A 25,125-nucleotide genomic window follows, 5' to 3' on the forward strand; every position below is an offset into this window, starting at 1 on the left:
ACCTCTAGTTCCAATATGGGAAGGGGGAAGTAGGTGATGAAGGCACAAATTAAAGAGCACATCGATGAGATGGTGCAAGAAGAGCTTGTAAAGAATACGCAAAAAAAGAAAAAGAAACCTGGGAAACTTCGAATCTTTTTCTTTATCTTACTTGCTAAGATTTTCGGTGTGTTATTGTTTTTTAGTTTCCTTGTATTTGTATTGTTTGGGCAAGGAATTGGAAAGAAAGAGGAGGTGACGCCATCATCTACGGTCCAAAGTAATGGGATGACAGTGTGTCGTCCAGGTGGGAAGACAGTGACGCCGGAAGAAATCCAACCGCATTTAGGTGGTGTGTTCACGGGGCAGGCACAGTCTTTTTTAAACGCAGGAACACAAAATCAAATTGATCCTGTTTTACTAGCAGCGATAGCGAAACTAGAGACGGGGAACGGTACTTCAAACGCTGTTAAAAATTATAATAATCCAGGTGGTTTGATGGACCCAAGTAGTTCTCAAATGAAGGGATTTCAGAAGTTTGCCACACTTGAAGAAGGGATTAGCGCCATGGCGCGCAACTTATATAAAAACTATATTGGCATGGGGATTACAACGATTGAAGCAATTGGCGCCAAATATGCACCACCAGGTGCCGCAAATGATCCACATGGTACGAATGGGTTGTGGCCCATATTGGTAACGAAATTTGTCGGTCAAATGGGAGGACTGTCGTTTAATTGTGAAGCGGGAAAGCCTGGAGGCGTCGTGGATACTGGTGCAGCAAGCTCGCAAGGGTTTATCCGTCCGATTGCACAAACAACGATTACAAGTCCATTTGGGCCACGTTGGGGTACAATTCATAAAGGTATTGATTATTCTTGCCAAGACGGTGTCACCGCAATAGCTTCGTCGAAAAGTGGGATTGTAGAATTAGCGAAGTTTGGCGAAGGCGGTTCTGGGTTCGGCGGCTATGGAAATGTCGTTGTAATCAATCATGGAAATGGATATTGGAGTCTATATGGCCATATGTCATCTATTACGGTACAAGAAGGACAGAACATTGGAGTCGGCCAGCAAGTCGGTGTTTGCGGAAAGACAGGGCAAGTTACAGGACCGCACTTACATTTTGAAATCAAAACATCCTTTAAATTTGGGCAAGTCGATCCAGCACCATTTTTACCAAAATGATAGGGAGGAATGAGAATGAAACAAGGGATAGCAGCCATTCTAATTGTTGGGCTCGTAATCACAAGCACCTGGTTATGGAGTCAAAATCGTGCATTGCAAAATAAAGTGCAAAAAACAGAGAAGAAATGGACGGAACAAGTCAAAGAATTGACAGCAGAAAATAAATCGTTCCAAAAACGGATTACAGTGTTAACAGAAAATACACAAGAAAAAGGGCAGGAAGTAGCCAAAAAATTCGTGACACTTCTGATGCAGCAAGATAATCAACAAAAAGAAAAGTCCGGATTAATGCAGATTAAAGAAATGGTGACAGGAGAGGCAAAGAGAAAGTTATTTGAAGCACCTGATGATGCACATGGACATTTGATGGATCCTTCGCTTCAGATTCAGACAAAAGCAAACATTACAGATGTGTATTACAGGAAGACGGCTGATAATAAAGCAGATGTAACCGTGAAATACGATTATGTGGCTACGGTAAATAGTACAGAGCAACAACAAAAACACACGATGAAGCTTTATTTGATATTAGAGGAAGAAGAATGGTTTGTAGAAAATTACGAGTTTCAAATCAATGCAGGAATCGAAGGGCCATAATGCGGAAATGGAAGGGGAGAGGATATGAATCAAAATATATTACACGATATCGGACATGAGATATTGCAGGAAACATTCTTACTCATTCGAAATGTATGTTCACATCCAGGAGAAGATTTTTATAGCATGAAATACGTGCGGGATATTGTTGATGCTATACATAATATCCCGCATTCCATTCAGAAACAGAGGGATAAGTTTTTAGAATTCGAGCTAAAATTGTTGCAAGAAACTTTACTGTATATGGATTTTGGAAAAGTAGCTGTAGAAAATGCTCCGTATTTTAGAGCATTTTCTACACATGTATATCATGTAATACAGAAAAGGCATGAAAGGATATAACACAATAGAAATGGGGCGATGGGGAATGATCGCAATTGGAATAGGGCTGTCGGTTTTGCTGATAGCCTATTTGTGTATCCAGGTATATCCGTTTCAAGAGCAAAAGTTAGAACAAGGTAAATATGATGGATATGGTTTTTGGTTTATTCTTTGGACTGGATTCTCTATGTATATATCTGATCATGTTTTGCAAGAAAGTGAATTGCAATGGGGCATCAAAATGGGAGGAGCCATTTTGATGACAGGAATTGGAGTTGCATGTGTGGGAAAACAGCTTATATATGATTTGAGACATAAAAAATTACCATTTCAAAGAAAATGAATTTTCAGATTCGCTTGTAATCCTTTTTAAATGAAGTGTGAATGCATTTGGTATTAAGTGAAGTTTTGTTCTTTATTCGTTTTATTAGATAGCTCAAATGGTTATAGGCAGAAAAAGGAGAGGGGAATGATCTTTTTTAAGGGCAATTGCATATATTTTGTTAAGTATTGTAATTTTTCAAGGCTATTGTGGCAGGATTAGCTGGGATTGTGAAGAAACATAGTGTAATCGTGAAAATATACAAAAATAAAACGCATGTCAAGATGAGTTGTAAGTGAACTTTTGGAAAGGACGTGGGGAAATCGTGATACATCGGTATGAAATTGATTTTTCTGTGATGTATGATGGAAAGGTAACAGACTTACAATCAGCAATTATTCCAGCACATTCTTTAGAAGAAGCAAACAAGAAATTACAATCGGAAGTAAAACGGCGGTTAGGGAAATGTCGTGTCAAAATTGATCATACAAGTTTACTTGTTTCAGAGGATAGTCGATATACAATTAGATGAAATAAAGAGGAGAGTCTTGCGAATAGCAAGGCTTTTTCATTTGGAAATGGACATGAATCTTTCTTGAAAAGATTCATGTCCATGGAGACTTTTAAATGTTAATTTAGATGTTGTGCGGTAGTAAAAATGTCAAAATTGTATTTCGTTTTTTATAAGAGCTTTTTGTGGAATAGAGCCATATTTCTAAACAAAATCATCTATTCCAAGGGGGTATTAAGTTGCCGTTTTGAGAGGTGTCTTTTTCTTTTAAAAAGCCGACTGAAAATCTAAGTTAAACATTGTTGTTATAAGGTTCTTAAGGAAAGCAGGTAGACATATGTGCTTAAGTCTATGTGACTATCGTTATGTGACAGATGGAGAGAATTTCGGAGTTACGGAGCATCAAAAATCTATTTTGGATACAAAACATAAGAAAAGAGTGCTTCTGCTGATTGAAATGGCTAGATTATATGATGAAGTGGATAATTTTAAAGTGATTGAAAGTGTCTTGGGAAGGGAGTAGATTTTCTGTTATGATAGAAAAAGCAATGAATCAGCGAGGTGAAAGTAATGATTTTTTTATTTCGATTTGATGTGACAGACAAGGGAATGGATTTTATTCTAAATGAAGAAATAGCAAAAGATATGTATCCTGATTTGGAAGAAATGCTCCGTGATTTAGTGAAATCTTTATGCTCAATACTTGAATACTATAAAACCTGTGGTGCTAGTTGATTTAGAATCTTAAAAGATGCTGGAAAAGCAGAAAAAGATTGCATATATTTAACTCAAAACGACCAAGAAATGAGTGAATGATTTGCAATCTCCTAAATACACAGATTATTATACAGATACTCACACCGTTTTCAATCAAATTTTAGAAATCGTCAATAAACTATATAAAAAATGTGTACCAAACAAGATTAAAAATCGTAAGAATGTGGATAAATTGATCCAGCCTGATACTGTGATAATTGCTTGTATTTTGTGGGGATTTATGCTTGGCTACACCAGTCAAAGGGCCACGTACCGTGCGGTACGAACCATTCTATCCTTCACCGAATTTCCAAGCAGAACACGATACACTCGACTTTGTGCGAGTTTAACTTATGCTATAAAAATCATCCGATTCTTTTTTGTGAAACAGAAAACGAAAAACGTCATGACGGCAATTGTTGATAGTTTCCCAAGTCCTTTTTGTAAAGAAATCCGAAATCGTCGGGCAAAAGTACTGGGTTCAATTGCTGAGATTGGCTATAATTCTACCAAAGAAATGTATTATTATGGAGTGAAAATAAGCGCTGCAGTTACTGAATCTGGCTTTCCAATAGCCTATGTGGTTAGTTCACCTAAAATCCACGATGTGCAACTGTTAGAAACGCTAGTTAACGAAGCTCCCGTCTCCCATATTCTTGGTGACAAGGGCTATATAAGCGGTTCTATTCAAGAAAAAATAGCTCGAAAGGGCGTCACAGTTACCACTCCATTACGTAAAAATATGAAAGATGCGGACAAAATCAACGATACTTTATTAGGCAACCGACGTAAAAAAATTGAAACAGTCTTTTCATCCTTAGAAAGATTAGGGATACAAGATTTTAGAAGTCGCTCCCTATCAGGATTTGAAAGTAGACTAGAAAGCATTTTACTTGTTTATTGTCTCATGCTAGATAAAGCGAGGGAACGGTTTGAGAATACTTTGAAGTACTCTTTAGGATGCTTCTAAATCAACTAGCACCACAGGTACTATAAAGTCTATAACAAAGAGAAAACCATCTTTTCAGGTGTCATTCACGATAATGGGGAAGCGGAGGTTACACTCAGTAAAGGTTTAGGAAAATACATTGATCTATATACCAAGAATCAAATTATCTTTGTTCATGGAAAACTTATTACTGAACTTTGTACCACGATCATGGATCGGAGATCAGCAGAAGCTCAATTAAAAGGAGAACGATGGTAGGTTATCGTTCTATTTTTATAAAAAAGTTCGATTAAATTGTGAGGACTGATAAGTGGTGAGAAGTTCAATGAAAATATGTGTTAGAAAAGCTTTATACATACTTAGAAAAAAAGAGTACTCATGGCTAATTTGTTGTATACTAAAGAAGCTCTAGCAAGAACTATATTATGCGGTTTTAGGCATAAAAAAACGTCTTTTATCAGCACATAAAAGACGTTTTTTTATTTGAACATTATAAATATAGCGTGTCTTATGAGTAATAAGACATGCCACTTTCAGAAAATGTGCTGATTGAGAAACGTATATTATCCCTACATAGCTTGTTGCGCAAACAGAATCGGCAAGTATATCATATCATAAATCAATGATGAAAAAGTGATTTATTTCACCATTTCTTGTATATATTTCTAAATAGATGTATACTAAATATGGTTTCTTTTGTAAAATTTTTAGGTGTTTTTCAAGTCCGTTTATGGTCGTTATCTAATCTATTGTATGTATCTGCAAATAGGCTCTTATGTTAATCATAAGAGCCTATTTGCATGTTCAATTTGTTTTTATGTACAATAAGAGAAAGAGATCTTATCAGACAGGGAGAGAAAGCTCATGTCGAATCAAAAATTAGTCAATTTACGCATTGATTTTGCCTTTAAACAGTTATTCGGGACATCTGGAAGCGAAGATATTTTGTTAACATTTCTAAATGCAATGTTAGCTGATTCATTGGAGTCTCCCATTCAATCCCTTCAATTCGAAGATCCGCATTTGCATAGAGAACATGAAGAGGATAAATTATCAATTCTAGATGTATCTGCTACATTAGGCACAGGGACTAAGATTAATATTGAAATTCAGCTCAATAATAATCATGATATTTTAAAGCGTAGCTTATTTTATTGGAGTAAACTCTACTCATCTCAATTAAAAAAAGGAATGCCCTACAGTTCACTTCATAAAACCATTACAATCAACTTATTGAACTTCGTCATGTTTAAAGACTATGAAGCATTTCATACGACAGGAAAACTGTGGAATATACAACAGCAGCAACTCTTAAGTGATGATATCGAAATCCATGTCGTGGAAATTCCAAAATTGCTACAGCAGTGGCGTGAGGAGAAAGTAAATCCGTGGGAAGATTCCTTTGTTCGGTGGTTATTACTATTACCAGCTAATGAAGATGAGCATTTAACACATACATTGGAGGCGATTGCGATGGACCAGGATCCAATTTTACAAAAGGCGATGGATAAATGGGAACATATGAGTCAAGATGCTTCGTTCCGTCAAGCTTACGAAGCACGCGAAAAGATATTGATGGATGAAGCAGCTGGCATTGCACACGCGTTAAATAAAGGGCGGGAGCAAGGACTTCAAGAGGGAAAACGTCAAATGATTCTCGGTATGCATCGTTTACAAGTTCCAATCGAAACGATTGCACAAGCAAGTGAACTCATGATTGAAGAAGTAAAGAAAATCATAGAGCAAGCATAAAAGAGGCGGACTTTGGACCGTTTCTTTTTACGAAAAAACACAACAAAGACAGTTATGCCAGACTGTCTTTGTTGTGTATGTGATTTTGCAAGTGTTTGTACGTATATATTGAGGTGGTACAGTAAAACTGGAACACAGTATAGAGATAAATTATTCTATATAAGAGGTGTTTCAGATGAAAAAACAGTATGATGAAATGTTTAAAAAACAATGTGTTGAATTGGTGGTTAAAGAAGGGCGTACAATTTCTAGTATTCAAAGAGAATTTGACTTGGGTCATGGGACCCTCAATGCATGGATAAAAAAATATTCTTCTTCACTTTTGGATGGTGAGAGATCTGATATGGAAGAACTTCGTTCTTTACGAAGAGAAATCCAAACATTAAAAAAGGAAAATGAATTCCTAAAAAAGGCGGCAACCTTCTTTGCCAGCAACCAAAACTAACACGTTTTCAGTTCATAAGACAATATCAACAAATATTTGGAGTGCGCTGGCTTTGCCGTCGATTACAGGTTTCTGTTAGTGGTTTTTATGACTATTTTCATCGTAAACCCACTGGAAATCAGAAAAAACGTGCAAAGACAGCGGCTTATATTGTCATGCAATTTAAACGCTTTAAAGACAGGATGGGATATCGAAAATTGTACCATTACCTTGTAAATAAAGGCGCCATGGTTACTTTATCTCAAGTAAGACAAGCTTTATGTCGAGCTGGATTGAAGTCAAAAGTTATTACTTATTATAAGAAAAGAAAGCAAGAACATCCTACATTTTCAAATGTACTAGAGCGATCCTTTAAACCTGGTAAGAAAGACGTTCCGACAGTTGTATGTGATATCACAGAGTTTCGTTTAGTGAATGGGCTGAAAGTATATTTTTGTGCTGCATTAGATATTAGCACCCGACGGGTGCTTGGCTATTCATTGGATACCCACCAAGATGCTCAATTAGTAAAAGATACAATTCAGCAAGTCAAAAATGTTTATGGCGGTCAAAAAAGGATTTTATTTCATAGTGATCAAGGATCTCAGTTTACCAGTTATACAGTTACTGACTTTTGTAATCAACAAAAGATTCAACAAAGTATGTCCCGCAAGGGGAACTGTTGGGATAACGCCGTGATGGAATCGTTTTTTAGCATCTTTAAACGTGAATGTTTACATGGAGAAAAACTGAGTTCTCTCGCTCAAGTCAATCAGTTAGTGGCTAAATTTATTTATATGTACTATCATTCCATTCGTCCCCACTCATCATTAAATGGCATGACTCCGTATCAGTATTCAAAATCAATTGCGTAATCTAATTGATGTTCCAGTTTTTCTTGACCAGGTCATTCTGTATGCATAAACAGCATGCCTCCTTTCATTTTTATTATTAGTATGAGCGAAGACATTGAATGCTAAACTATGAATTCATAAATATCAATAATACTAACGGACTAAGCAGTTACCAAGAAAAAAAGATACCTGCGTAAAAGCAGACATCTTTTCTTTCTTGACATTATTAGAATCCAGTGACTACATTAATGCTTTTAATAAGTCTGTTACTAACGGAATTACGCCACCAATAAATTTTAATACTGCGATTGCAATTTCCATCCCATGTGTGCCCCCTATTTGAATCTTATTTTCATTATTAATTTGCTTTATCATACACCACGATGGAGTTATTTTAATATGTAATTTTGCATATTGGGATGCTTCACGTACCATAAAAGGGATTGAAACCATTCATGCCCTATATAAGAAAAGGCGAAGTCTTCAAAGAGACTCCGCATTCTAAACGTACAATGAACTTCAATAATTACTAGCTATTTCCTAAACATTGCTCCTCATTTACCAACCTGTTTATGCTTTTTTCAAACTTTGCAACAGAACTATATCCCCTATGTATACAAAAAATGAGAGCGCGTGGTAGAAATAAAACCTAGAAAAAAAGACGAACCTGTCAGCACGTCTTTTCTGGTGTTGAAGAACTGGGTAACAATTCCACTTGTAATCATGTTAGGAGACTTCATTCTAGAGTAGCAATCAAAGATATAGGTTGGAATTATTAGTCCTAATATATACCGAATGTCACATTTTTATACAGAAGGTAGTTGGTCCATTCCACATAGAGTCCAGTTATGGTAAAATATAGAGGACATATGTATAGAGAGATTCAAATTCTATTGATGAATTGGAATCATTTTTTTAATTCACATGTTTAATAGGACTAATCTCGCATAAATAAAAACACGAATTGACCGAATTCTTAGCTATATGCAAAGGTACTTGGGTCTGAGTATCCGTATGTTTTACCAACTATTGTAGCATTTCCTTTTTTTCTTCAATTTGTTTTTGTAAGTGGGGAATATCAGATGTAGACATGGAACCCCTCTCTATTTCTACAGATGGGGATAAACTTTTTATAGTATATATAGTTTTAAAATAATGGAAGCGATCACATAAGATGTGAGGTATTCTATTTGTAAAAAAGGAGGCCATTCCTATGAAAGCAACAGGCATTGTACGAAAAGTAGATAATTTAGGACGAATTGTGATACCAAAAGAAACAAGAAAAATTTTACAAGTGGATACAGACGATGCATTAGAAATTTTTGTAGAAGAGGATGCAATTATTCTGCAAAAATATACATCTCATGGTACTTGTCCTATCGCGGGAGAAATATCTGCAAAGAATGTAAAACTAGTAGATGGAAAGCTGACGCTGAGCCCAGAAGGTGTAAAACAACTGTTGGCTGAATTAGAACAATATAAAATAATAGTATGAGGAGAATAGGAGGATAACTCGTTGGAAACGAAATTACAAGCATTTCAAAAGAATAGAAGTAAGAACATGCTTATCTTTGCAGGAACAATTGTTACAAGAGGCGTTCCAAAAGAGGAAGGATATCACGTTAATTTTGTTAAAAAGATTGCATGTAAAAGGTATGGTAAGAGGATTTGATACTTATTCTGTTTTAATGGAAGTTGAAGGGAAGCAACAGCTTATATATAAACATGCAATCTCCACGATTCGATTCTAAAATGAAACAGTAGCATGAAATCCTTAGAATTCACGCTACTGTTAAAGAAATATTATTTAGCTTTTACAGCGTCTTTTAATGCTTTCCCCGCTTTAAAGGCAGGTGTTTTTCCCGCAGGGATCGTAAGAGCTTCACCAGTATGTGGATTACGGCCTTCACGTGCAGCACGTTCTCTTACTTCAAATGTGCCGAAGCCAAGTAGCTGTACATGTTCCCCATTTTGTAGTGCATGTTGAATGGTCTCTAATACGGCATCTACTGCAAGACTTGCTTGTGGTTTTGTTAGTTCAGATTGTATTGCGACTTGTTTGATTAATTCTGATTTGTTCATAAGGCACCTCTTATTGTGATGTATACTTGTTTCAGTATAAAGGTGTAAATGAAATGGTGCAAGATAGTTTGTGAGCTGTAAATTCTAGAACAGAAAAATGTATTATACAGAGGGAATACTCTGTATAAAAGGAATGGGAGAGGAAAAAAGATGAAAAATGCCTTTTACAAGGATCCAAATGAACTAGAACGTGTTGCAGAAGTAGTAAGGGCATTAGCACACCCTGTCCGTCTCCAAATTGTACATCAAATAATAAAGAAAACTTCATTAAATGTTTCTGAATTACAACGGTACCTCGCCATACCACAACCCACTGTTTCGCAACATCTTGGCAGGCTAAAATTACATAAAGTCGTAGCCTATGAGCGAAAAGGATTGGAAGTATTTTATCGAATGGACGATGAAAAAGTGAAACAAACGCTAAAGATACTTATAGGCTAAACAGATAGATTCATTTATATGCCTAGTCATGTACGGATGAAAATAATGAACGTGGAGGGGATTCTTCTATGAGTGGGAATTCACATTACAATTATATAACATTAAAAGAACTTATCTTTATCCATGCCTATGTAACAGGGGAAGAAATCCCATCTGCCCAGGCATTACAAATACTTAAACAGTTTGCTCCTGAAGAAATACCAGGTGCAATCAGACAAGCGCGTCGGTATCGTATACGGGAAAATGGAGAAGAATTGTTTGGATACTATAGAAAGAAACATCCGAAATTATTTGCTAAGCAAAAGTTATACACGTATGAAGAGTTGAAACATCGAGCGGTATATGATTATTCCTCTTATTTGACGATTCATCTCTAATCCAGATGGGTCAATACGTATGCATTCTGTTCTAAAAGACAAATAAAACACCTGGTTTTTGTGAAGAATTTGAAAAACGACCGCTCAGATTGATATTTAACGAAGGAAGACGACAGAGAGAATACATTTCTATGTAAATAACGTTAAACGCTACATATCAGTAAATAAAAGTGTTTCACGTAACATGCATGTAGAATTATATGCATATTTAGTTGATGTGCGCAGGTTACAATTCACTAAAAACTCATATTATCAATATTAATAATTGTTCTAAAATCGTTTTAACTATATATTAATACATTTTAAGGTGGAGGTTATAAGATGCAGATGAACACAATTACTATAGAGGACATCTATCAGGAGATATTAGATGGAAAAAGAAATAGATTCCCACGAAATACTTGGAATTTAGATGAAAACAATGAAATGGCTAAAAGAGTAACAAGGTATTTAGTAACAAACATTTTAAATTGGAACGAAGAAGAGATAAAACAGAATTGGAATAACTCATTAATTGCAAAGTATCGATTACGTGGCGTATTGAAGCATAAATATAACAATAGTCCATATGCGATGATTAATGATGCATATCCAAATCAATTTAAAGAATGGGAATTTAGAATGACACCGTTAAATTTTTGGACGAAAGAAAAGGCATTACAATTATTAAAATGGATAATTGAAGAAGAGGAAAGATTATCGCCTCAAAAACTCTTGTAAATTTATGGGGAAAAATGGTTAAATTAACGGCGACTAAGTGCACCTTTAAGGGTGATTTGGGATGGAAGCCCATATGCGATGATTAATGATTTATATCCAAATCGATTCAAAGAATGGGAATTTACTAAGGCTCCTAATAAATTTTGGACGAAAGAAAAAGCGTTACAAGTACTGAAATGGACAATTGAAGAAAAAGAAAAATTAAATCCAGATCAGTTGAAGAATATATACGAAAATAAATGGTTAACTCAATCAGGATTGAGAGGAGCCTGTCAATTATATTGGAATGATAGTCCATATGCAATGATTAATGATTTATATCCGAATCAATTTAAAGAATGGGAATTTAAGATGACACCGAGCGGTTTTTGGACGAGAGAGAAAGCGCTAGTTGCATTACGGTGGACAATTGAAGAAAAAGAAAAGCTGACAGATAATCAATTATTACAACAATACACAATGAAGTGGTTAAAAAGGCATAGACTATGGACACCAGTAGCAAGATACTGGAATGGAAGCCCATACGCAATGATTAATGATTTATATCCAAATAAGTATATAAAAGGTTCATTCAAAGGATATATAAATAAACCTTAATATTATTAGACGCAATTTAATGAACATGAAAACTTGAATAGTAAAGTGTTGTTGCAAAGTGTCCTAAATGAGACTACATTTCAGAAAAAATTGTAAGGGGAAACACAAAAGAGATACTTTGAAGGAAGGCAGTTCAAGACAGATATTATTTTAATCGCAGTGGGCTACTACTTTCTTTTTTCTTTAAGTTATCGTGATGCCTCTGAAATTTTAAAAGAACGTGGAATCTCAGTTCACCCACCAACTTTCATGCGCTGGGTTCAGGAATATGGAAACAAAATTTGCAACAACCAAACTTCGTTATTTCGACGTACACTAATTATTAATGATCGCATAAATCTATCTGCAATCACACCAATGCTTTATCTGTTAGAAAGCTTTGCAACAGAACCATCCATGTTATCTTGGTTCTTATTTTCATTTACATTAGGCTTTGTCTCATATAGATTGTTTAATACACGATTATACTCGTTTCTTGTAATTTTTTTATTATACAACTGAATTAGTAAATCTTTATGCTCTTTTGAAAAGGCCATTTTATCAAAAAACTTAGGATACATAGTACCATTCTCTCCGTTTCATGTGGGGTTTTTTATTATAACTTAGAAGTAGAAAAATCCATATCTAAATAAAATAGGTACGGATTTTCCATTTCCCTAAAATTTTATATATTAATCATACCAAATAAAAAGCCATCACCGAAGTAAAAGCTTTCAAGGGGATGGAGAAATATTTCGAAAAGGGGGTTCGAGATAGCCAGCCAGGGGTACAGAAACGTCATTGTTTAAATCGTGATTACATTATCGTTCTAATTGGTATTTATATCGGAGTTTATCTTTCGAAAGAGATGTTATGTCTTCATGTCAAAAAATAATTTTTTCTTTGTTGTGCAAAATTTATATAATAAAAGATAAAATTAACAAAGCGGACAATTACAACTCTTATCTTACTTAATAATTATTAAACCATCCTCTTATCTGTCACACTGATTTATAGCCAAGATATTTTAAACAAACGCTTGTTTAATTTTCTTTCCCACACCTGATTTTTTCATCACATAAATAAAAAAGATAAGAAAAAATTCATTTACATATATTTAAAAATTATAGTTAGTTATAACATAAAATTCATCTTCTTATAGTTAATTGGTTCTCAATATGTTTAGTGCAAAATGAAAGTACAGAGTCGAGCGACGATTTTGTACATAGATAAAGTGTATAAAAATAGGCTTGTCAGCCCTTAATAATTCCCTTACTGCTTTCGTTACCAAGCGAAACAGGAGGACTTAGAAAGGATGCTAACAATGCCCGAAATTCATTATATCAAACATTTGAGAGAAACCGATGATTTAAGTATATCGGAGATTTCAAGAAAAGTAGGAAAGAATTGGAGAACAGTGAAAAAATATGCTGATGGAGAAGTTTATCCTTCGGATAATGATACGATTTTTACAAAAACAGGAATGATGTATGACAGTGAATTTGGTGAAATTGTAGATTTTTGGTTAGAAGAAGATAGTAAACTTCGCCGTAAAGAGCGAAGAACAAATAAGAAGATATTCAATCAACTAAAAACAGAATACAATTTTAAAGGTTCGTATCGAACCGTATGTGAGTACATTCAGCATAGAAGACCGCAAATGAAAATAGAAAAAGAAACACGGTATGAAAGATTAGAGCACCCTGCGGGAGAAGCGCAAGTGGATTTTGGGAATATGACAGTTGTAAGAGCCTGTTTATAGTCTTATCTTTTTATTAAAATAGCGATAAATCCTAGGACAACCATTTGTTTACTTGTTTCTAGTTTTCTCTCTACATTTTTGAACAATCGTCTGTATTTTTCTAACCAAGCAAATGAGCGCTCTACGATCCATCTTTTAGGGATCACTTGAAATTGATGCAATTCGGACCGCTTGGCAACTTGTACTTCAGCATTCAATAGCTTTTGAATTTCTTTTTGAAACTTTTCTCCTGTGTACCCACCATCCGTGAGGATGGCTTCTATGGTTTCTTTCAATTCAGGATATTGCTCGTACATTTCGAGTGCGCCTTTTCGATCTGTGACATTGGCAGTGGTAACATGGAGTGCATGGGGAAATCCAAGAATATCTACACTGATATGTCGTTTAATACCAGAAACTTTCTTACCACCATCATAACCTTTTTGTTCAGCCGTATCTGCATTCTTAACACTTTGGGCATCGACAATATTAAAGCTAGAGCTTTTGGGGCGATTCACTGCTTCCCTTATTTGCCCAACAATTTTTTTAATAAGGTCTCTAATAGACTACTACCTTCGGCATTGGATTTACTCCATTTTGCATAGTAGCGGTAAACATTTTGCCATTTGGGATAATCTTTTGGTAAAGCACGCCACTGGCAGCCTGTACTCCGAACATAGAGTAGTGCATTGAACACATCATAAAGATCATACTTTCGCGGACTTGTGCGTTTGCTAAACGTTTCTAGTTCCTCACGAATGATCTCGAATTTTTCACGGCTGATATCACTTGGATAAGACATACACTCATCTCCTGTTTTTGCATACATCCTAACATATTTATAAGACTATAAACAGGCTCTAAGGGACGGTGCGTACAAAGACATTAAAGCACTTTTATTGAGGTGGTACAGTAAAACTGGAACACAGTATAGAGATAAGTTATTCTATATAAGAGGTGTTTCAGATGAAAAAACAGTATGATGAAACGTTTAAAAAACAATGTGTTGAATTGGTAATCAAAGAAGGGCGTACAATCTCCAGTATTCAAAGAGAATTTGATCTAGGACACGGGACTCTTAATTCATGGATAAAAAAATATTCGTCTCCACTTTTAGATAGTAAGGGAACTGATATGGCAGAACTACGTTCTTTACGAAGAGAAATCCAGGCATTAAAAAAGGAAAATGAATTTTTAAAAAAGGCGGCAACCTTCTTTGCCAAAAACCAAAACTAACACGTTTTCAGTTTATCAAACAATATCACCACATATTTGGAGTGCGCTGGCTTTGCTATCGATTACAAGTGTCTGTGAGTGGTTTTTACGACTATTTTCATCGTAAAGCCACTGAAGGTCAGAAAAAACGTAAAAAGACAGCGGCTTATATTGCCATGCAATTTAAACGTTTAAAAGGTAGAATGGGATATCGAAAACTGTACCGTTATCTTATAAATAGAGATGTTATGGTGAGCTTATCTCAAGTAAGACAAGCTTTATGTCGAGCTGGATTAAAGTCAAAAGTTGTCACGTATTATAAAAAAAGAAAGCAAGACCATCATACATTCCCAAATGTACTAGAGCGTTCCTTTAAACCTGGTAAGAAAGACGTTCCAACAGTTGTATGTGATATTACAGAATTTCGTTTAGTGAGTGGATTGAAAGTATATTTTTGTGCTGCATTAGACATTAGCACCCGGCGGGTGCTTGGTTATTCTTTGGATACTCACCAAGATGCGCAACTAGTAAAGGATACAATTCAGCAAGTTAGAAATGTTTATGGAAGTCACAAAAAGATTGTATTTCATAGTGATCAAGGATCCCAGTTATACAGTTACTGATTTTTGTAAGCAACAAAAGATTCAACAAAGTATGTCCCGCAAGGGGAACTGTTGGGACAACGCTGTGATCGAATCATTTTTTAGCATCTTTAAACGTGAATGTTTGCATGGAGAAAAACTGATTTCTCTCGCTCAAGTAACTCAGTTAGTAGCTGAATTTATTTATATGTATTATCATTCCATTCGTCCGCACTCATCATTAAATGGAATGACTCCGTATCAGTATTCAAAATCAATTGCGTAATCTATTTCATGTTCCAGTTTTTCTTGACCAGGTCATCGGATGAAGAACGGATGTCGTCTACTGAATCCCTTCAAGATACGTATAGAGAGACAGAAAGTACGGGGGAAACGCCGTATGTGGGTAGTAACAATACGATGAATGTTCCATCTAATCGATACGCAGGAAATTTCGGTCCAGGTAATAATAACATGAATAATCAATCAGAGAGTTTCGGATTTAATCCATATGGTGATCAAAATGTTTCGTATGGAATGAACGCCTACTCTAGTTATAGCAACATGACAAAAAATCATGGAATGGGTTGCGGATGTGGTTGTAACACAAACGCCTATTCGAATGAGAATGATATGATGAACTATCCATCTAACAATGCAGAAATGAATGCCTATTCTAATTCTACCAACATGCCTAATTAGGAGGCTGAAAGTTACGGAACAGAGTCGTATCCATCGCCTTCTTTTATGACAGAACAAAATAGTTCGTCCCTTTCTGGTTATGTAACAAAAACGATTGAAATCTTCCCAGAAACAAATCGCGTACGCATCGAAATAGGAGAAACCGAAGGTACATTTATGGTGGAAAGCATTGAGTTGATTCGAATAGACTGCGAATGATCTGATAGATAGAAGGCTCCTTCAACAGATACGGAGTCTTCTTTAGGTTCTGTTGCAAAGTGAATCAAATTTGAAAGAGAGTGACAAATTCTGTTAGGAATCTACTGTTATGTAATAAGAGCGAAGAGATGATTAATACGTTATAGCAGATTTCACTTTTCTATTTCTCCTCACATAAAAATCAATCGGGATTTCTTCGGCATCCACAGCGTGATACAAATACATCTATTTTTCTTTCACTTTAATATAGGTTTCATCAGTACGCCACGAGTCAGTGGTTTTCTTCAAATGAAGGTAAATTCGTTAATTTGACTTAGATTTATATGGATGGACCTAACGCATAATGGTCGTTGGATGAATCGATATGCCACGTTCTTTCCATATTTCAAATACTCCTCGATAGCGTAAAGAAAAACGACAAGTACAGGGAAGCTATTAAAATCATACCTTATTCGAACTGTCTCTCCTTCAAATGTGCCACTAGTCCGCTCCCTCCCCAAAACTTCTCTGGAATTCAGCTCACTCTGGAGAAGTTCGCAACACACTCCGCCAACCTTTACCTGCTAATTAGATAAAGCAGGTTTTTCCCCTTGCCTCATTGTGTAATCTAAAAACAAATGGTTTGTTCGTTCTCTTATTCGCTCACCTGAAAGGCTACGATCAGCACTTCATGATTAGATGAAAAGATCTTAACGTGAGAAATCTATATTTTTTTCTTTTTTACACCAGATTTTTTACGGTACATACACCCAATTGTTCCTCCATACATAAGGTACACTGTAAACAAAAGGAGGCCTGATAAAAATGGCACACAATCATTGTCAATATGAACAAAGACCTATCGAGAATGAAAATTATCAAGATTGTAATGCAGGTTACTATACAAATGGCATTTTACGCTTTTTAAGAAGATTAAGCCCAGGTACATGTATTGTCATACAATATGACTGTCAACCGCCTGTTGCGGCTACATTCCAAGGATTCCAACATGGACTCGTGATTTTATCTGATTTTGACTGTTTCCCAGGACTGGCGCATCTTGTAGTTGATAAGATTAACGTGATTACCCTTGGCTCTCTTCCTTGTGATCTTCCAAGAGAATGTGAACGCTACTAATTGTAAGAACTATCCATAGAAGGAATCCGTATCTCGGTACATCAAAATGATTTTAACATGTATATCATAAAAAAACAGGCTCCCTACTACTTCAGGGAGCCTGCTACTTATTCGATCATTCGCAACCCATTCGAATCAATTCAATACTTTCCACTAGGAATGTTCCCGCTGTTTCTCCGATTTCAATGCAGACACGATTCGTTTCTGGGAAGATTTCAACGGTTTTCGTGATATAACCAGACAGAGATTCAGAAACGTACGTAGTCATGTTATCTTCACTTGTGTATACTTTTCTATGGCAACCACATCCACAACTTGATCCGGTAGGATTAGCCCCGCTTGTGTTACCTGCATAGGCATTCATTTCATAGTTGTTAGGTGGATAACTCATCGATTCCTTTTTACTGCAGCCACATCCACAATCTGTTCCCGCATAAGGTGCTGGATCGTTCATCATATCCTCATCACCGTACGGATTGATTCCAAAACTCTCTGATTGGTAATTCATAGGATTACCAGTTGCATATGTCTGTTGTCCTCTTGGTTCTGCTGGATAGTTCGTCATATCTTGCTCATAATAGGATTCACGAGACGGCGTCATCGGTGGTACCAAACTTGTTGCACTTTCTCCCGCTATAAATTTCAGTGTTTCTGTATTTTCTTCCGTACCATCACTGATTTTCACATAGCCTTCCCCTGAACCTTCTTTTTTCGCTGTGACACGTAACACATAGCCATGTTCAGGATGGACACATACTTGTTGGGAAACGTTTGTACTCCAATCTGAGATGACGAGCACAGATGTATTCCCTATCTGTTGTACCTGCGTCCCCTCAGTTCCCTGCCAGTTCGATAGTCCTGCATTGAAGTCTCCATTTCTTAGCACGTTACGTTGTTCATATAACACCCGTGCTTTCGCAACGGCACCGGACAGTTGTTGGAAGATATCATAGGCTTCTCCTGGTACGGTTGGTAAAGCTCCGACTAAGAATGGATGATACACATACGGAATGTTTTGTACCCATTTCTCCGCGTCTATAATATGCTGTAATGTGACGGAGGCTTGCAATTGGCTTTGATCTGCATGTGTGAATAAGCCTTGAATCGCACGTTGTGCGACTTGCACAGCCTTTTCGATTTTCATGTATTTCTCGTTCCACTTTTGTTTCCATTTGTATTCTCGTTTTTTCATACGAGTTAATGCTTCTCCCGTTAACGGACCTTCTTCGATTACCTCTATATTATCTAGTGTCGCTAGGCCATCTGTCGTTCCAATTTTAAAGCCAACCCATATGCCCAGATTCTGATTGATATCAAGCTCACCTGTATCAATGTGACACTCCCATTCATGTGGATCTGCACATACCATACTTGTTTGTTGCATCATCATCTGTGAGCCATCTTCACATGGACCACAGGACATGTTTTGCGGGATAACTTGGTTTATCACCACAGGATAGGAACCTTGTTCCAATGGATATTCTCCCGTACATGGGTTCGTTGGTTTTATATCATTTGGTACGTTCATGTGTTTGTGTACTTCTTTCTCATATCGTGTGGCGAATACTTCTAACCCTTTACTGTTCCCAATAGATCCGCGAACCCTATAGCGTGTATACGGTTTTAATCGCGATTCGTCGATCTTTTGATACGCATATGTCGGGAATATCTGGTCACTAAATTGCGGCTGATTGGCACCAGGTAGCTTCAGACAGCGTCCTTTAAAGATTGGATTGTCGGATGCCACGGACACATGAGTGCTTGTGTTCCAGCCATTCTCACCAGACCAATCAGAAGATTCAAAATCACCGTAGTATAATAAATTACGAGCGCGACTCAGTTGTTTCGCACATTTCACATGATCGAGTAAGCACATTTTTTCTTTTGGATACATCTTATCAGACATATACTCTACCAATCTTGCGGCCTGATCAATCTGATAATCCGTGATATTCAACTGTAGTGTATGCTTCCCATCATTTGTAAACAAGGCGTTCACTGCCTTCCACGCTTTTGCTAAATCTTCTTTCGCTTCAAAAACTTCAACAGAACCCTCAATTGGAATGAATTCGATTTTGTCGATGATGAGAGGATCTGCATCATTTGAATCTATTCTCTCAATATATATTAGTTCATTACTTGGGAATGTAAGATTAAAGGATGTAAGATTTACATATCCAAATGCATTATAAGTTAACGCAGCTTGTTCACCAGAATATGGGGTAGATGGTACAACGATATCCTCCTCCTGTACTACCCACTCGTCATTTCTAAAGATACCAATTTTTACCCTCGTTTGTAATTTACATGCATAACGCATTCTCATACGACAAGGTTTAGTTTCTATTGGGAACATTTCGAATTGCGGGGACAGCGGCACCTCAATTCGAGCATTCGGTGCCAAGCTAACGAGATCTCCTCCTGTACTACCTGGCCCCTTGATTACGCTATATCCGCTACCACCAGATGCCTTCACCACTGGAATTTGACTAACGTAATTTTTATCTATAATGTTATATGCTTTCGCACTAGCGTGTGTCCATGCATAGATAATAGTATCAAGAGCATTAGTGCCAAATAGTCGTTCACTTCTGAATGCGGCCAGCCATGACAACCGTTCACTATATAATATTACATCCTCACAAACACTACCTATATTTGGTGTACTGCTAGGTTTACATGTATCCAAACAAGATCTTGAAGTGTCACATTGGGTAGGATTAATACAAGGGAATCCTACCTGACTTGTGTAACGCCCACCATACTCCGACTGACCACCAATCAAAGAATAAAAGCCCAAGTGCGAGACCTCATGGCGCCCCCGAAAAGTAAGTGTGTTTAAATTTTCAGGAGAAAAAGAATTATTAGTGAAACCTGGATTCACATGTGTATTATATATATTGGCCCAATCAGGAGTTCCCTGATTGGTGGTATTTCCAGGTCTAGGTCCAATCCATGAGGTTTCCATCAATTCAGCTTCTCCTGGTTCTCCATTTATGAAACCTTTAGAAGAAATATAGCTAAAACCTAATTTATAACGAGTAAGGAACGTAGACCGACTATCCGATGTCGTATCGACTCCGAATATAAAGCTTCTCAACCAGGTAAACAGATGCGGCGGCCTAACTAACCCAGATTCAATCGTCTGCATCGAAGGGCTATCGTCCAACCTTCCACATGCCTGTGTGTATACTTCACGTGTAAGTTGTGAATAGACTGGTAGTGGATATAAAATTGGATCAAATGTTGGCCATAATGCTACAATATCTAATGACATAATTGTCATACCCGTACGATACTTATTATAATTATTCCATGAAGCAGCTCCCTGAGTTCCTGTACTTAGTCTCGCTAATTCGTTGTTAAATGTCGAAATACAATATGCTGTGTAACTTGCTGTATTTTCTTTTAGGTATCGATAATATCGATTAACTGTTACCTGGTCTAGCCCCCACGCTAACCCATATTTAACCGCGTCTCTTAACAAAAGTAAATGCAAATTAGCGGCTTCAGTAAATGAAGATAATAATTCTGCTTGAAAACCTTGTTGTTGAAAAATAGGCATTCTATCATAATATATCGTATTTGAAGCAAGGAACTGTGTTCTAACAGTTTCTTTAAGTTCTGGATCATCTGGGCTTTGGCTCCAATCGCAAGCAGCATCTTGATATAATTTTGTAGTCCTTTGAAGCCCTACTAATTCTTGAAGAACCCTATTTTTCACTTCTGTCTCAATTGCTGTGTCAGTAAGTTCCTGAGCAGCATTCATTAGTTCGCTCCACTTATATTGTGTTGCTTGACTAGGGGGCGTATCGCTTTCCTGGTCTGGCCATATATATGGAACGGCTACATTTATTACGCCTGCAACTGCGGATAGTATAGGACCTGCACCTGGAATAAGCCCAAGAAGAGCCCACGCAATACCTGAAGACGTAACAATCGCCCCTTTAAGGGCAGCTGTAGAAAATACATCTCCGGATTCCCCTCGTGCACACCTATCCATCCAATCTTTATAATTCATATTTTGCACTTCAGATCCTGGTGCCTGCGCATAAGGATATCTTGGCTGCTGATACACGTCACCACTATTCATGAATTCATATTCATTGTTATAATAATTTTGATTCATCAACAATCCTCCTATCTTTCTCTTGCCTTCTCATAAAAAGAAGAACGGATTAGTTTTATCTACAGCATTCCATGTTCTTGTTTGCCATACACACAGATTTAAAATAAGAAAAAATGAAAAATCAGGACTGGTTTCAAGATAATAGAATATCATATGTACGGTAATCATTTCCTCATTCTGTACTATTCCCGATTCGTTTGCTTCTCCCTTTGTCGAAATCATTCTTTTTTTGTTCTTTTCTCTCTATTTTCATGAAAAAACATACAAAATAATTATATGTGGTCAGCAATAGGTTAGAACGGGATTTATAAAAGGACGTGCTCTTTCCATTGGTACCTATACCATATGTGCATGGGTGGCATATAATATATGGAATATACGATAGGAAGGTAGGTGTTTGCTATGAAGAAATTTCACTTTCGTGTGAGAGAAGGAACGAATCCACTCGGGCCGAGAATCGATTTTAATCTTCCGGCAGGTGAGACATTGATTGATTATCCTTTATACGAAACAGATGGTACTGCAACAGGTATACACGTCATATTATCCCTCGAAGTCGCAGAATTAGGTTCTACCGTTACCTTTAAGGCCACAAGGCAAGATGGTAGTACAGACACATTTCCTTATGTGATTACTCGCGTTCCTTACTTGTTTAATATAGGATTATGTGATACAACGAAACTTGCCATTTCTGCATCCGGTCCTTTGAAAGGGCATTATCAGATAGGTGGAACAAATTTTTGCTAGTAACAATGGTTCTGTTATCAAGTTTTGGAAAAAATGTGTACCATTTTTGACTCGCGATTGTAGGATTTCAAATCCTCGCTTTCATTCCTTTTCTATTGAGAAATAGGAATCTGATTTATGACTGATGTTTTTTCTGCATGAGGGATTTATTTTTTCGTTGAATAGGAGGTGTATGTGACATGCCTTTTACTACTGGACCGATTGAAAATCAGGGCAATCAACCGGCGAATGCAAATAATGCGAGAGTCAAAATTCTGAATCGCACCGGAAGTCCACTCACTGGGATTGTTCGGTCTTTTCGTTTGAATGGGACAAGACTATTAATTCAACAAGTTTCTTTTGCTGTACCGGCAAATGCTTCTGATTTTATCACGCTAAGCTTGGTTCACCCTAACTTAGGACAAGCAGCCCAATATGAGGTTGAAATTGTTCCGAATCAAAATGGCGGCATCTATTCTGTTTATGGAAGAAGTGTGGGGACGATTATTTCTGCACAAAGAGTTTTACATTCAGAATTGACGCAAACGCTTTAGTTTGAAACAACAGGCAAGGGATAAGATCGGGGGATTGGAAAACGCAATTACTCTCGAGATGAGAATCTGAGCCCCCTTTTTCAAATAGAAGATGGACCATGATCCTCGCCTTTCTTTTTTTTGTAGGACATGCTTTGGATTATGGTCTGTTTCTACCTATCTTTTAAAATGAAGTGATGGCTCGTATGTTTCTGGTAGGTGAGAATCTATTTTCTTCTCTTACAGAGAGAAATCTATCTGGTCAACCGTTTTTTCTATTTGATCAAAAAAAGAAAACTTTTTCAAGGAGAGAGGAAGTCTTTTCTACATCACATGTAGAACTAATACCTTAAATGATTCCACCTAAACCCTTGTCTAGTGCAAACACCTAAAAACAGGCTTGTTTTTTAGGCATCTGCTTATATCGAATGGTTCTTTCCGCATATCATACTTTTGTGACGAACAATATAAACATTTCCATTTTGGATAAAAGGAGAGATTCCATTGGTTTATCAACCTGGATCAAATGTAAACGCTAGACAACAAGTATATGAATCAAACCCTACTTATGATCAACAACAACTGTATCACCGTCCTCGACCGTATCCTCCTAACTGTCGTTGGGTTCGTGAATGTAGATGGGAGCGTCGTTGTAACCAACGATATTGACAGTTACAACGATTAGATTGCATACAATTACTTCAAACGGTATAGGTAGATAGAGAATAGGAACAGAAGTGAAATATTTCCTTCGTGACATTCCTTATTCATGTAAGGATTACATGTTTGTTCTTCTCCATGTTTGTATGAACACGTATTGCGAAATATGTATTTGCATGCTATCTATTTTTCTCAAATGATATCACCTGTGTATCCAAATAATCGCTTGGAATGTTTCTCTAGAGAGAAAAACATTTTTTTGTATATCCCCTCAATATTTGTAAAATCATTCCGATTTTCATTGATTTCCCAACTAAAATGAAAATAGTATACTAGACGTATCATTTCGTTATCTCCTGAACATGACTCGCATCCCACGAGTCATGTTTTATTTTTTCCATTTATAAACAGATGTCTCTTTCCATCAACACAGCATCCTTTAACTGAATCTATTCAAATGGAAAACACGATACAAAACACCGGTTTCGGAGACCTTTTGGTTATTCCTAGATGTGATAACTATTTTGTTCCCCTCCAGGTTCATCTTTTTTCATTATTTTTATTTCTCACATATCCATATCAAAAACATATGTTACACTAAGTACGACAACATTTCGAAAACGGTTTCTTAAATACGCCTCATGTATGGGGCGTATTTTATTTTCTAGGAAAATACGAGCTGTTCTTCCTGTACAAGCTTTTCAGTATACAATGGACCGGTCGTATTTTTTGAGAAGATCATTCAAAAAATCTCCACCTCTCCTCCATTGTATACTGAAATTCGGCAGGTGATGGTGTGTCGCCAAGCCGAACAGACCAAAAACATAGATTGAGGTCGCACGACTTAGACTATCCATTGTACCTGCCGAACCGCTTCAATCTCCTGTTCATGAATAGATGCTTATACGTCATTTTTATGACACGAGGAGGGGCTAGCCCCTTGCTTCGCTTCACCCCAGCCTTTTGCCTCACACCCAAAAACAAAAGTGAATTCTTTTTACTGTTTATTCTGATTAAAAAATATATTATTGTGTGGATATGAGAGAATATTACTTTATTCCTATCCAAAGTGATGCCTTTGAGTAATGCTCCATTACTTCATTTAAATGTTGGAAAGCAAACTTTACGAGTTGGAACAGCCCCATTGATACGGATAAAATCACTATCTATTGTGTGTTCATCTCTTTTTTATCCCTCATAACATTTCATATTTTTTTCATTTTACGCACCATTGAGGCGATGTATCATACACTGCTCATAAGTAAGTTGAGAATAGGAAGTGATATGTATGAGTATGCCTACGATTCCAGAGGGTCTGGATATTACAGTTGAACAAGCTGTAGCTATTATTTTAGCTTCTATTGGTTTGGAAGAACTTGGATTGGCTCATGTCATCAATGCCGAAGGAGAAAAAATCCAAGCGGTTGTAGCAGGTTTCACCGCTGGGAGCCTTTCTGTTGATCAATTATTAGCAGTCAATGAAAGTGTAACGGATACACTCAAAACAGTCATTAAAAAAGAAATGTTATTGCAATTTAAATTAGAAGAAGCAACTTCTCTGTTAGAAAACTTCGGAGGTCCCTTAAAAACAGAAAAATAAAAGTGTAGTACTATCTCTATTATACTACTGAAAATAAGATACCCCTAAACGAATAAAATAGGGGTATCTCTCTGT

29 protein-coding genes and 5 pseudogenes are annotated in these 25,125 nt (G+C 36.7%); 28 read left to right on the plus strand and 6 right to left on the minus strand.

What is annotated here, in order from left to right:
- Positions 1–36: 36 nt before the first annotated feature.
- The 11 genes from ACP6L7_RS34790 (at position 37) to ACP6L7_RS34840 (ending at position 7,674) form a co-directional block, all read left to right on the plus strand.
- Positions 37–1,167: a peptidoglycan DD-metalloendopeptidase family protein gene (locus ACP6L7_RS34790; RefSeq protein ID WP_430529817.1), complete on the plus strand. Its 1,131-nt coding sequence runs from the start codon at positions 37–39 to the stop codon at positions 1,165–1,167.
- Positions 1,168–1,182: 15 nt separating this feature from the next.
- The gene (locus ACP6L7_RS34795; protein WP_430529818.1) at positions 1,183–1,764 is read left to right on the plus strand and encodes a hypothetical protein; all 582 of its coding nucleotides are present in this window, start codon (positions 1,183–1,185) and stop codon (positions 1,762–1,764) included.
- A 24-nt stretch (positions 1,765–1,788) separates the two neighbouring features.
- Positions 1,789–2,106, plus strand: coding sequence for a hypothetical protein (locus tag ACP6L7_RS34800; RefSeq protein WP_430529819.1), 318 nt, complete (start codon positions 1,789–1,791; stop codon positions 2,104–2,106).
- A gap of 25 nt (positions 2,107–2,131) precedes the next feature.
- Positions 2,132–2,428: a hypothetical protein gene (locus ACP6L7_RS34805; RefSeq protein WP_033732540.1), complete on the plus strand. Its 297-nt coding sequence runs from the start codon at positions 2,132–2,134 to the stop codon at positions 2,426–2,428.
- Positions 2,429–2,732: 304 nt separating this feature from the next.
- On the plus strand, positions 2,733–2,939 hold the full coding sequence (locus tag ACP6L7_RS34810) for a hypothetical protein (protein WP_000581841.1): 207 nt from the start codon (positions 2,733–2,735) through the stop codon (positions 2,937–2,939).
- A 316-nt stretch (positions 2,940–3,255) separates the two neighbouring features.
- The gene (locus tag ACP6L7_RS34815; RefSeq protein WP_430529820.1) at positions 3,256–3,441 is read left to right on the plus strand and encodes a hypothetical protein; all 186 of its coding nucleotides are present in this window, start codon (positions 3,256–3,258) and stop codon (positions 3,439–3,441) included.
- 47 nt (positions 3,442–3,488) lie between these two features.
- Positions 3,489–3,653: a hypothetical protein gene (locus ACP6L7_RS34820; RefSeq protein ID WP_430529821.1), complete on the plus strand. Its 165-nt coding sequence runs from the start codon at positions 3,489–3,491 to the stop codon at positions 3,651–3,653.
- 82 nt (positions 3,654–3,735) lie between these two features.
- Positions 3,736–4,644, plus strand: coding sequence for an IS982 family transposase (locus ACP6L7_RS34825; RefSeq protein WP_430529822.1), 909 nt, complete (start codon positions 3,736–3,738; stop codon positions 4,642–4,644).
- A gap of 843 nt (positions 4,645–5,487) precedes the next feature.
- Positions 5,488–6,375, plus strand: coding sequence for an Rpn family recombination-promoting nuclease/putative transposase (locus tag ACP6L7_RS34830; protein WP_430529823.1), 888 nt, complete (start codon positions 5,488–5,490; stop codon positions 6,373–6,375).
- Positions 6,376–6,550: 175 nt separating this feature from the next.
- The gene (locus tag ACP6L7_RS34835) at positions 6,551–6,820 is read left to right on the plus strand and encodes a transposase (RefSeq protein WP_430529824.1); all 270 of its coding nucleotides are present in this window, start codon (positions 6,551–6,553) and stop codon (positions 6,818–6,820) included.
- On the plus strand, positions 6,775–7,674 hold the full coding sequence (locus ACP6L7_RS34840; RefSeq protein WP_430528984.1) for an IS3 family transposase: 900 nt from the start codon (positions 6,775–6,777) through the stop codon (positions 7,672–7,674). The genes ACP6L7_RS34835 and ACP6L7_RS34840 overlap by 46 nt, the downstream gene beginning before the upstream one ends.
- A gap of 219 nt (positions 7,675–7,893) precedes the next feature.
- Here ACP6L7_RS34840 and ACP6L7_RS34845 read toward each other — a convergent pair whose 3' ends face one another.
- Entirely contained in the window at positions 7,894–8,028 is a 135-nt protein-coding gene (locus ACP6L7_RS34845) for a hypothetical protein (protein ID WP_014990567.1), read from the minus strand.
- A gap of 46 nt (positions 8,029–8,074) precedes the next feature.
- On the opposite strand from ACP6L7_RS34845, the pseudogene ACP6L7_RS34850 reads away from it, so the two are divergent.
- From ACP6L7_RS34850 to hfq, 3 genes and pseudogenes are all read left to right on the plus strand, one after another.
- Positions 8,075–8,158, plus strand: a pseudogene (locus ACP6L7_RS34850) (IS6 family transposase); the annotation flags it as partial.
- 708 nt (positions 8,159–8,866) lie between these two features.
- Positions 8,867–9,148 carry an AbrB/MazE/SpoVT family DNA-binding domain-containing protein gene (locus tag ACP6L7_RS34855; RefSeq protein ID WP_430529825.1) on the plus strand — a complete coding sequence of 94 codons (282 nt, stop codon included), beginning with the start codon at positions 8,867–8,869 and terminating at the stop codon, positions 9,146–9,148.
- A gap of 21 nt (positions 9,149–9,169) precedes the next feature.
- A pseudogene (hfq, locus tag ACP6L7_RS34860) lies at positions 9,170–9,404 on the plus strand (RNA chaperone Hfq).
- Positions 9,405–9,456: 52 nt separating this feature from the next.
- On the opposite strand, the gene ACP6L7_RS34865 reads toward hfq, so the two are convergent.
- Complete coding sequence (locus ACP6L7_RS34865; protein WP_430529826.1) at positions 9,457–9,735, minus strand: HU family DNA-binding protein; 279 nt, start codon at positions 9,733–9,735, stop codon at positions 9,457–9,459.
- Positions 9,736–9,885: 150 nt separating this feature from the next.
- Between ACP6L7_RS34865 and ACP6L7_RS34870 the strand changes: the two genes are divergently transcribed.
- The 4 genes and pseudogenes from ACP6L7_RS34870 to ACP6L7_RS34885 form a co-directional block, all read left to right on the plus strand.
- Positions 9,886–10,176, plus strand: a complete 291-nt coding sequence (locus tag ACP6L7_RS34870) for an ArsR/SmtB family transcription factor (RefSeq protein WP_430529827.1) — start codon at positions 9,886–9,888, stop codon at positions 10,174–10,176.
- 68 nt (positions 10,177–10,244) lie between these two features.
- On the plus strand, positions 10,245–10,553 hold the full coding sequence (locus ACP6L7_RS34875) for a hypothetical protein (protein ID WP_430529828.1): 309 nt from the start codon (positions 10,245–10,247) through the stop codon (positions 10,551–10,553).
- Positions 10,554–10,874: 321 nt separating this feature from the next.
- A pseudogene (locus tag ACP6L7_RS34880) lies at positions 10,875–11,870 on the plus strand (DUF4046 domain-containing protein).
- A 144-nt stretch (positions 11,871–12,014) separates the two neighbouring features.
- Positions 12,015–12,140, plus strand: a pseudogene (locus ACP6L7_RS34885) (IS6 family transposase); the annotation flags it as partial.
- Between the two features lie 92 nt (positions 12,141–12,232).
- On the opposite strand, the gene ACP6L7_RS34890 reads toward ACP6L7_RS34885, so the two are convergent.
- Entirely contained in the window at positions 12,233–12,430 is a 198-nt protein-coding gene (locus ACP6L7_RS34890) for a hypothetical protein (RefSeq protein ID WP_322218197.1), read from the minus strand.
- A 734-nt stretch (positions 12,431–13,164) separates the two neighbouring features.
- On the opposite strand from ACP6L7_RS34890, the pseudogene ACP6L7_RS34895 reads away from it, so the two are divergent.
- Positions 13,165–13,599, plus strand: a pseudogene (locus tag ACP6L7_RS34895) (IS21 family transposase); the annotation flags it as partial.
- Positions 13,600–13,613: 14 nt separating this feature from the next.
- Here the strand turns inward: ACP6L7_RS34895 and ACP6L7_RS34900 are convergent.
- Positions 13,614–14,392, minus strand: a protein-coding gene (locus ACP6L7_RS34900) for an IS5 family transposase (RefSeq protein ID WP_430529829.1) whose coding sequence is annotated in 2 segments (ribosomal slippage) — positions 13,614–14,131 and positions 14,131–14,392 — 780 coding nt in all. Because the reading frame shifts where the segments join, the coding sequence is not laid out codon by codon here.
- A gap of 164 nt (positions 14,393–14,556) precedes the next feature.
- On the opposite strand from ACP6L7_RS34900, the gene ACP6L7_RS34905 reads away from it, so the two are divergent.
- The 5 genes from ACP6L7_RS34905 (at position 14,557) to ACP6L7_RS34925 (ending at position 17,402) form a co-directional block, all read left to right on the plus strand.
- Positions 14,557–14,826, plus strand: coding sequence for a transposase (locus ACP6L7_RS34905; RefSeq protein WP_230876755.1), 270 nt, complete (start codon positions 14,557–14,559; stop codon positions 14,824–14,826).
- Between the two features lie 74 nt (positions 14,827–14,900).
- A complete protein-coding gene (locus ACP6L7_RS34910; protein WP_430529830.1) occupies positions 14,901–15,428 on the plus strand; it encodes a DDE-type integrase/transposase/recombinase in 528 nt (175 codons plus the stop codon).
- A 64-nt stretch (positions 15,429–15,492) separates the two neighbouring features.
- Entirely contained in the window at positions 15,493–15,672 is a 180-nt protein-coding gene (locus tag ACP6L7_RS34915) for an IS3 family transposase (RefSeq protein ID WP_086408211.1), read from the plus strand.
- Between the two features lie 50 nt (positions 15,673–15,722).
- Complete coding sequence (locus tag ACP6L7_RS34920) at positions 15,723–16,088, plus strand: hypothetical protein (RefSeq protein ID WP_430529831.1); 366 nt, start codon at positions 15,723–15,725, stop codon at positions 16,086–16,088.
- A 1,002-nt stretch (positions 16,089–17,090) separates the two neighbouring features.
- Positions 17,091–17,402, plus strand: coding sequence for a hypothetical protein (locus tag ACP6L7_RS34925; protein WP_430529832.1), 312 nt, complete (start codon positions 17,091–17,093; stop codon positions 17,400–17,402).
- A gap of 115 nt (positions 17,403–17,517) precedes the next feature.
- On the opposite strand, the gene ACP6L7_RS34930 is transcribed toward ACP6L7_RS34925, so the two are convergent.
- A complete protein-coding gene (locus ACP6L7_RS34930; protein ID WP_430529833.1) occupies positions 17,518–21,531 on the minus strand; it encodes an insecticidal delta-endotoxin Cry8Ea1 family protein in 4,014 nt (1,337 codons plus the stop codon).
- Between the two features lie 402 nt (positions 21,532–21,933).
- Here ACP6L7_RS34930 and ACP6L7_RS34935 point away from each other — a divergent pair, with 402 nt between their 5' ends.
- The 3 genes from ACP6L7_RS34935 (at position 21,934) to ACP6L7_RS34945 (ending at position 23,459) form a co-directional block, all read left to right on the plus strand.
- Positions 21,934–22,278, plus strand: coding sequence for a hypothetical protein (locus ACP6L7_RS34935; RefSeq protein ID WP_430529834.1), 345 nt, complete (start codon positions 21,934–21,936; stop codon positions 22,276–22,278).
- Positions 22,279–22,457: 179 nt separating this feature from the next.
- Positions 22,458–22,811 carry an ATPase gene (locus tag ACP6L7_RS34940; protein WP_430529835.1) on the plus strand — a complete coding sequence of 118 codons (354 nt, stop codon included), beginning with the start codon at positions 22,458–22,460 and terminating at the stop codon, positions 22,809–22,811.
- Between the two features lie 483 nt (positions 22,812–23,294).
- Positions 23,295–23,459, plus strand: coding sequence for a hypothetical protein (locus ACP6L7_RS34945; protein WP_430529836.1), 165 nt, complete (start codon positions 23,295–23,297; stop codon positions 23,457–23,459).
- Between the two features lie 183 nt (positions 23,460–23,642).
- On the opposite strand, the gene ACP6L7_RS34950 is transcribed toward ACP6L7_RS34945, so the two are convergent.
- Positions 23,643–23,795 carry a hypothetical protein gene (locus ACP6L7_RS34950; protein WP_430529837.1) on the minus strand — a complete coding sequence of 51 codons (153 nt, stop codon included), beginning with the start codon at positions 23,793–23,795 and terminating at the stop codon, positions 23,643–23,645.
- A 943-nt stretch (positions 23,796–24,738) separates the two neighbouring features.
- On the opposite strand from ACP6L7_RS34950, the gene ACP6L7_RS34955 reads away from it, so the two are divergent.
- Positions 24,739–25,050 (plus strand): alpha-helical endospore appendage domain-containing protein, encoded by a 312-nt coding sequence (locus ACP6L7_RS34955; RefSeq protein ID WP_430529838.1) that lies wholly within the window; start codon positions 24,739–24,741, stop codon positions 25,048–25,050.
- The last annotated feature ends 75 nt before the right edge of the window (positions 25,051–25,125 follow it).

The sequence above is a fragment of the Bacillus silvicola genome (assembly GCF_050524305.1).
Classification (GTDB): Bacteria; Bacillota; Bacilli; order Bacillales; family Bacillaceae_G; genus Bacillus_A; species Bacillus_A cereus_AT.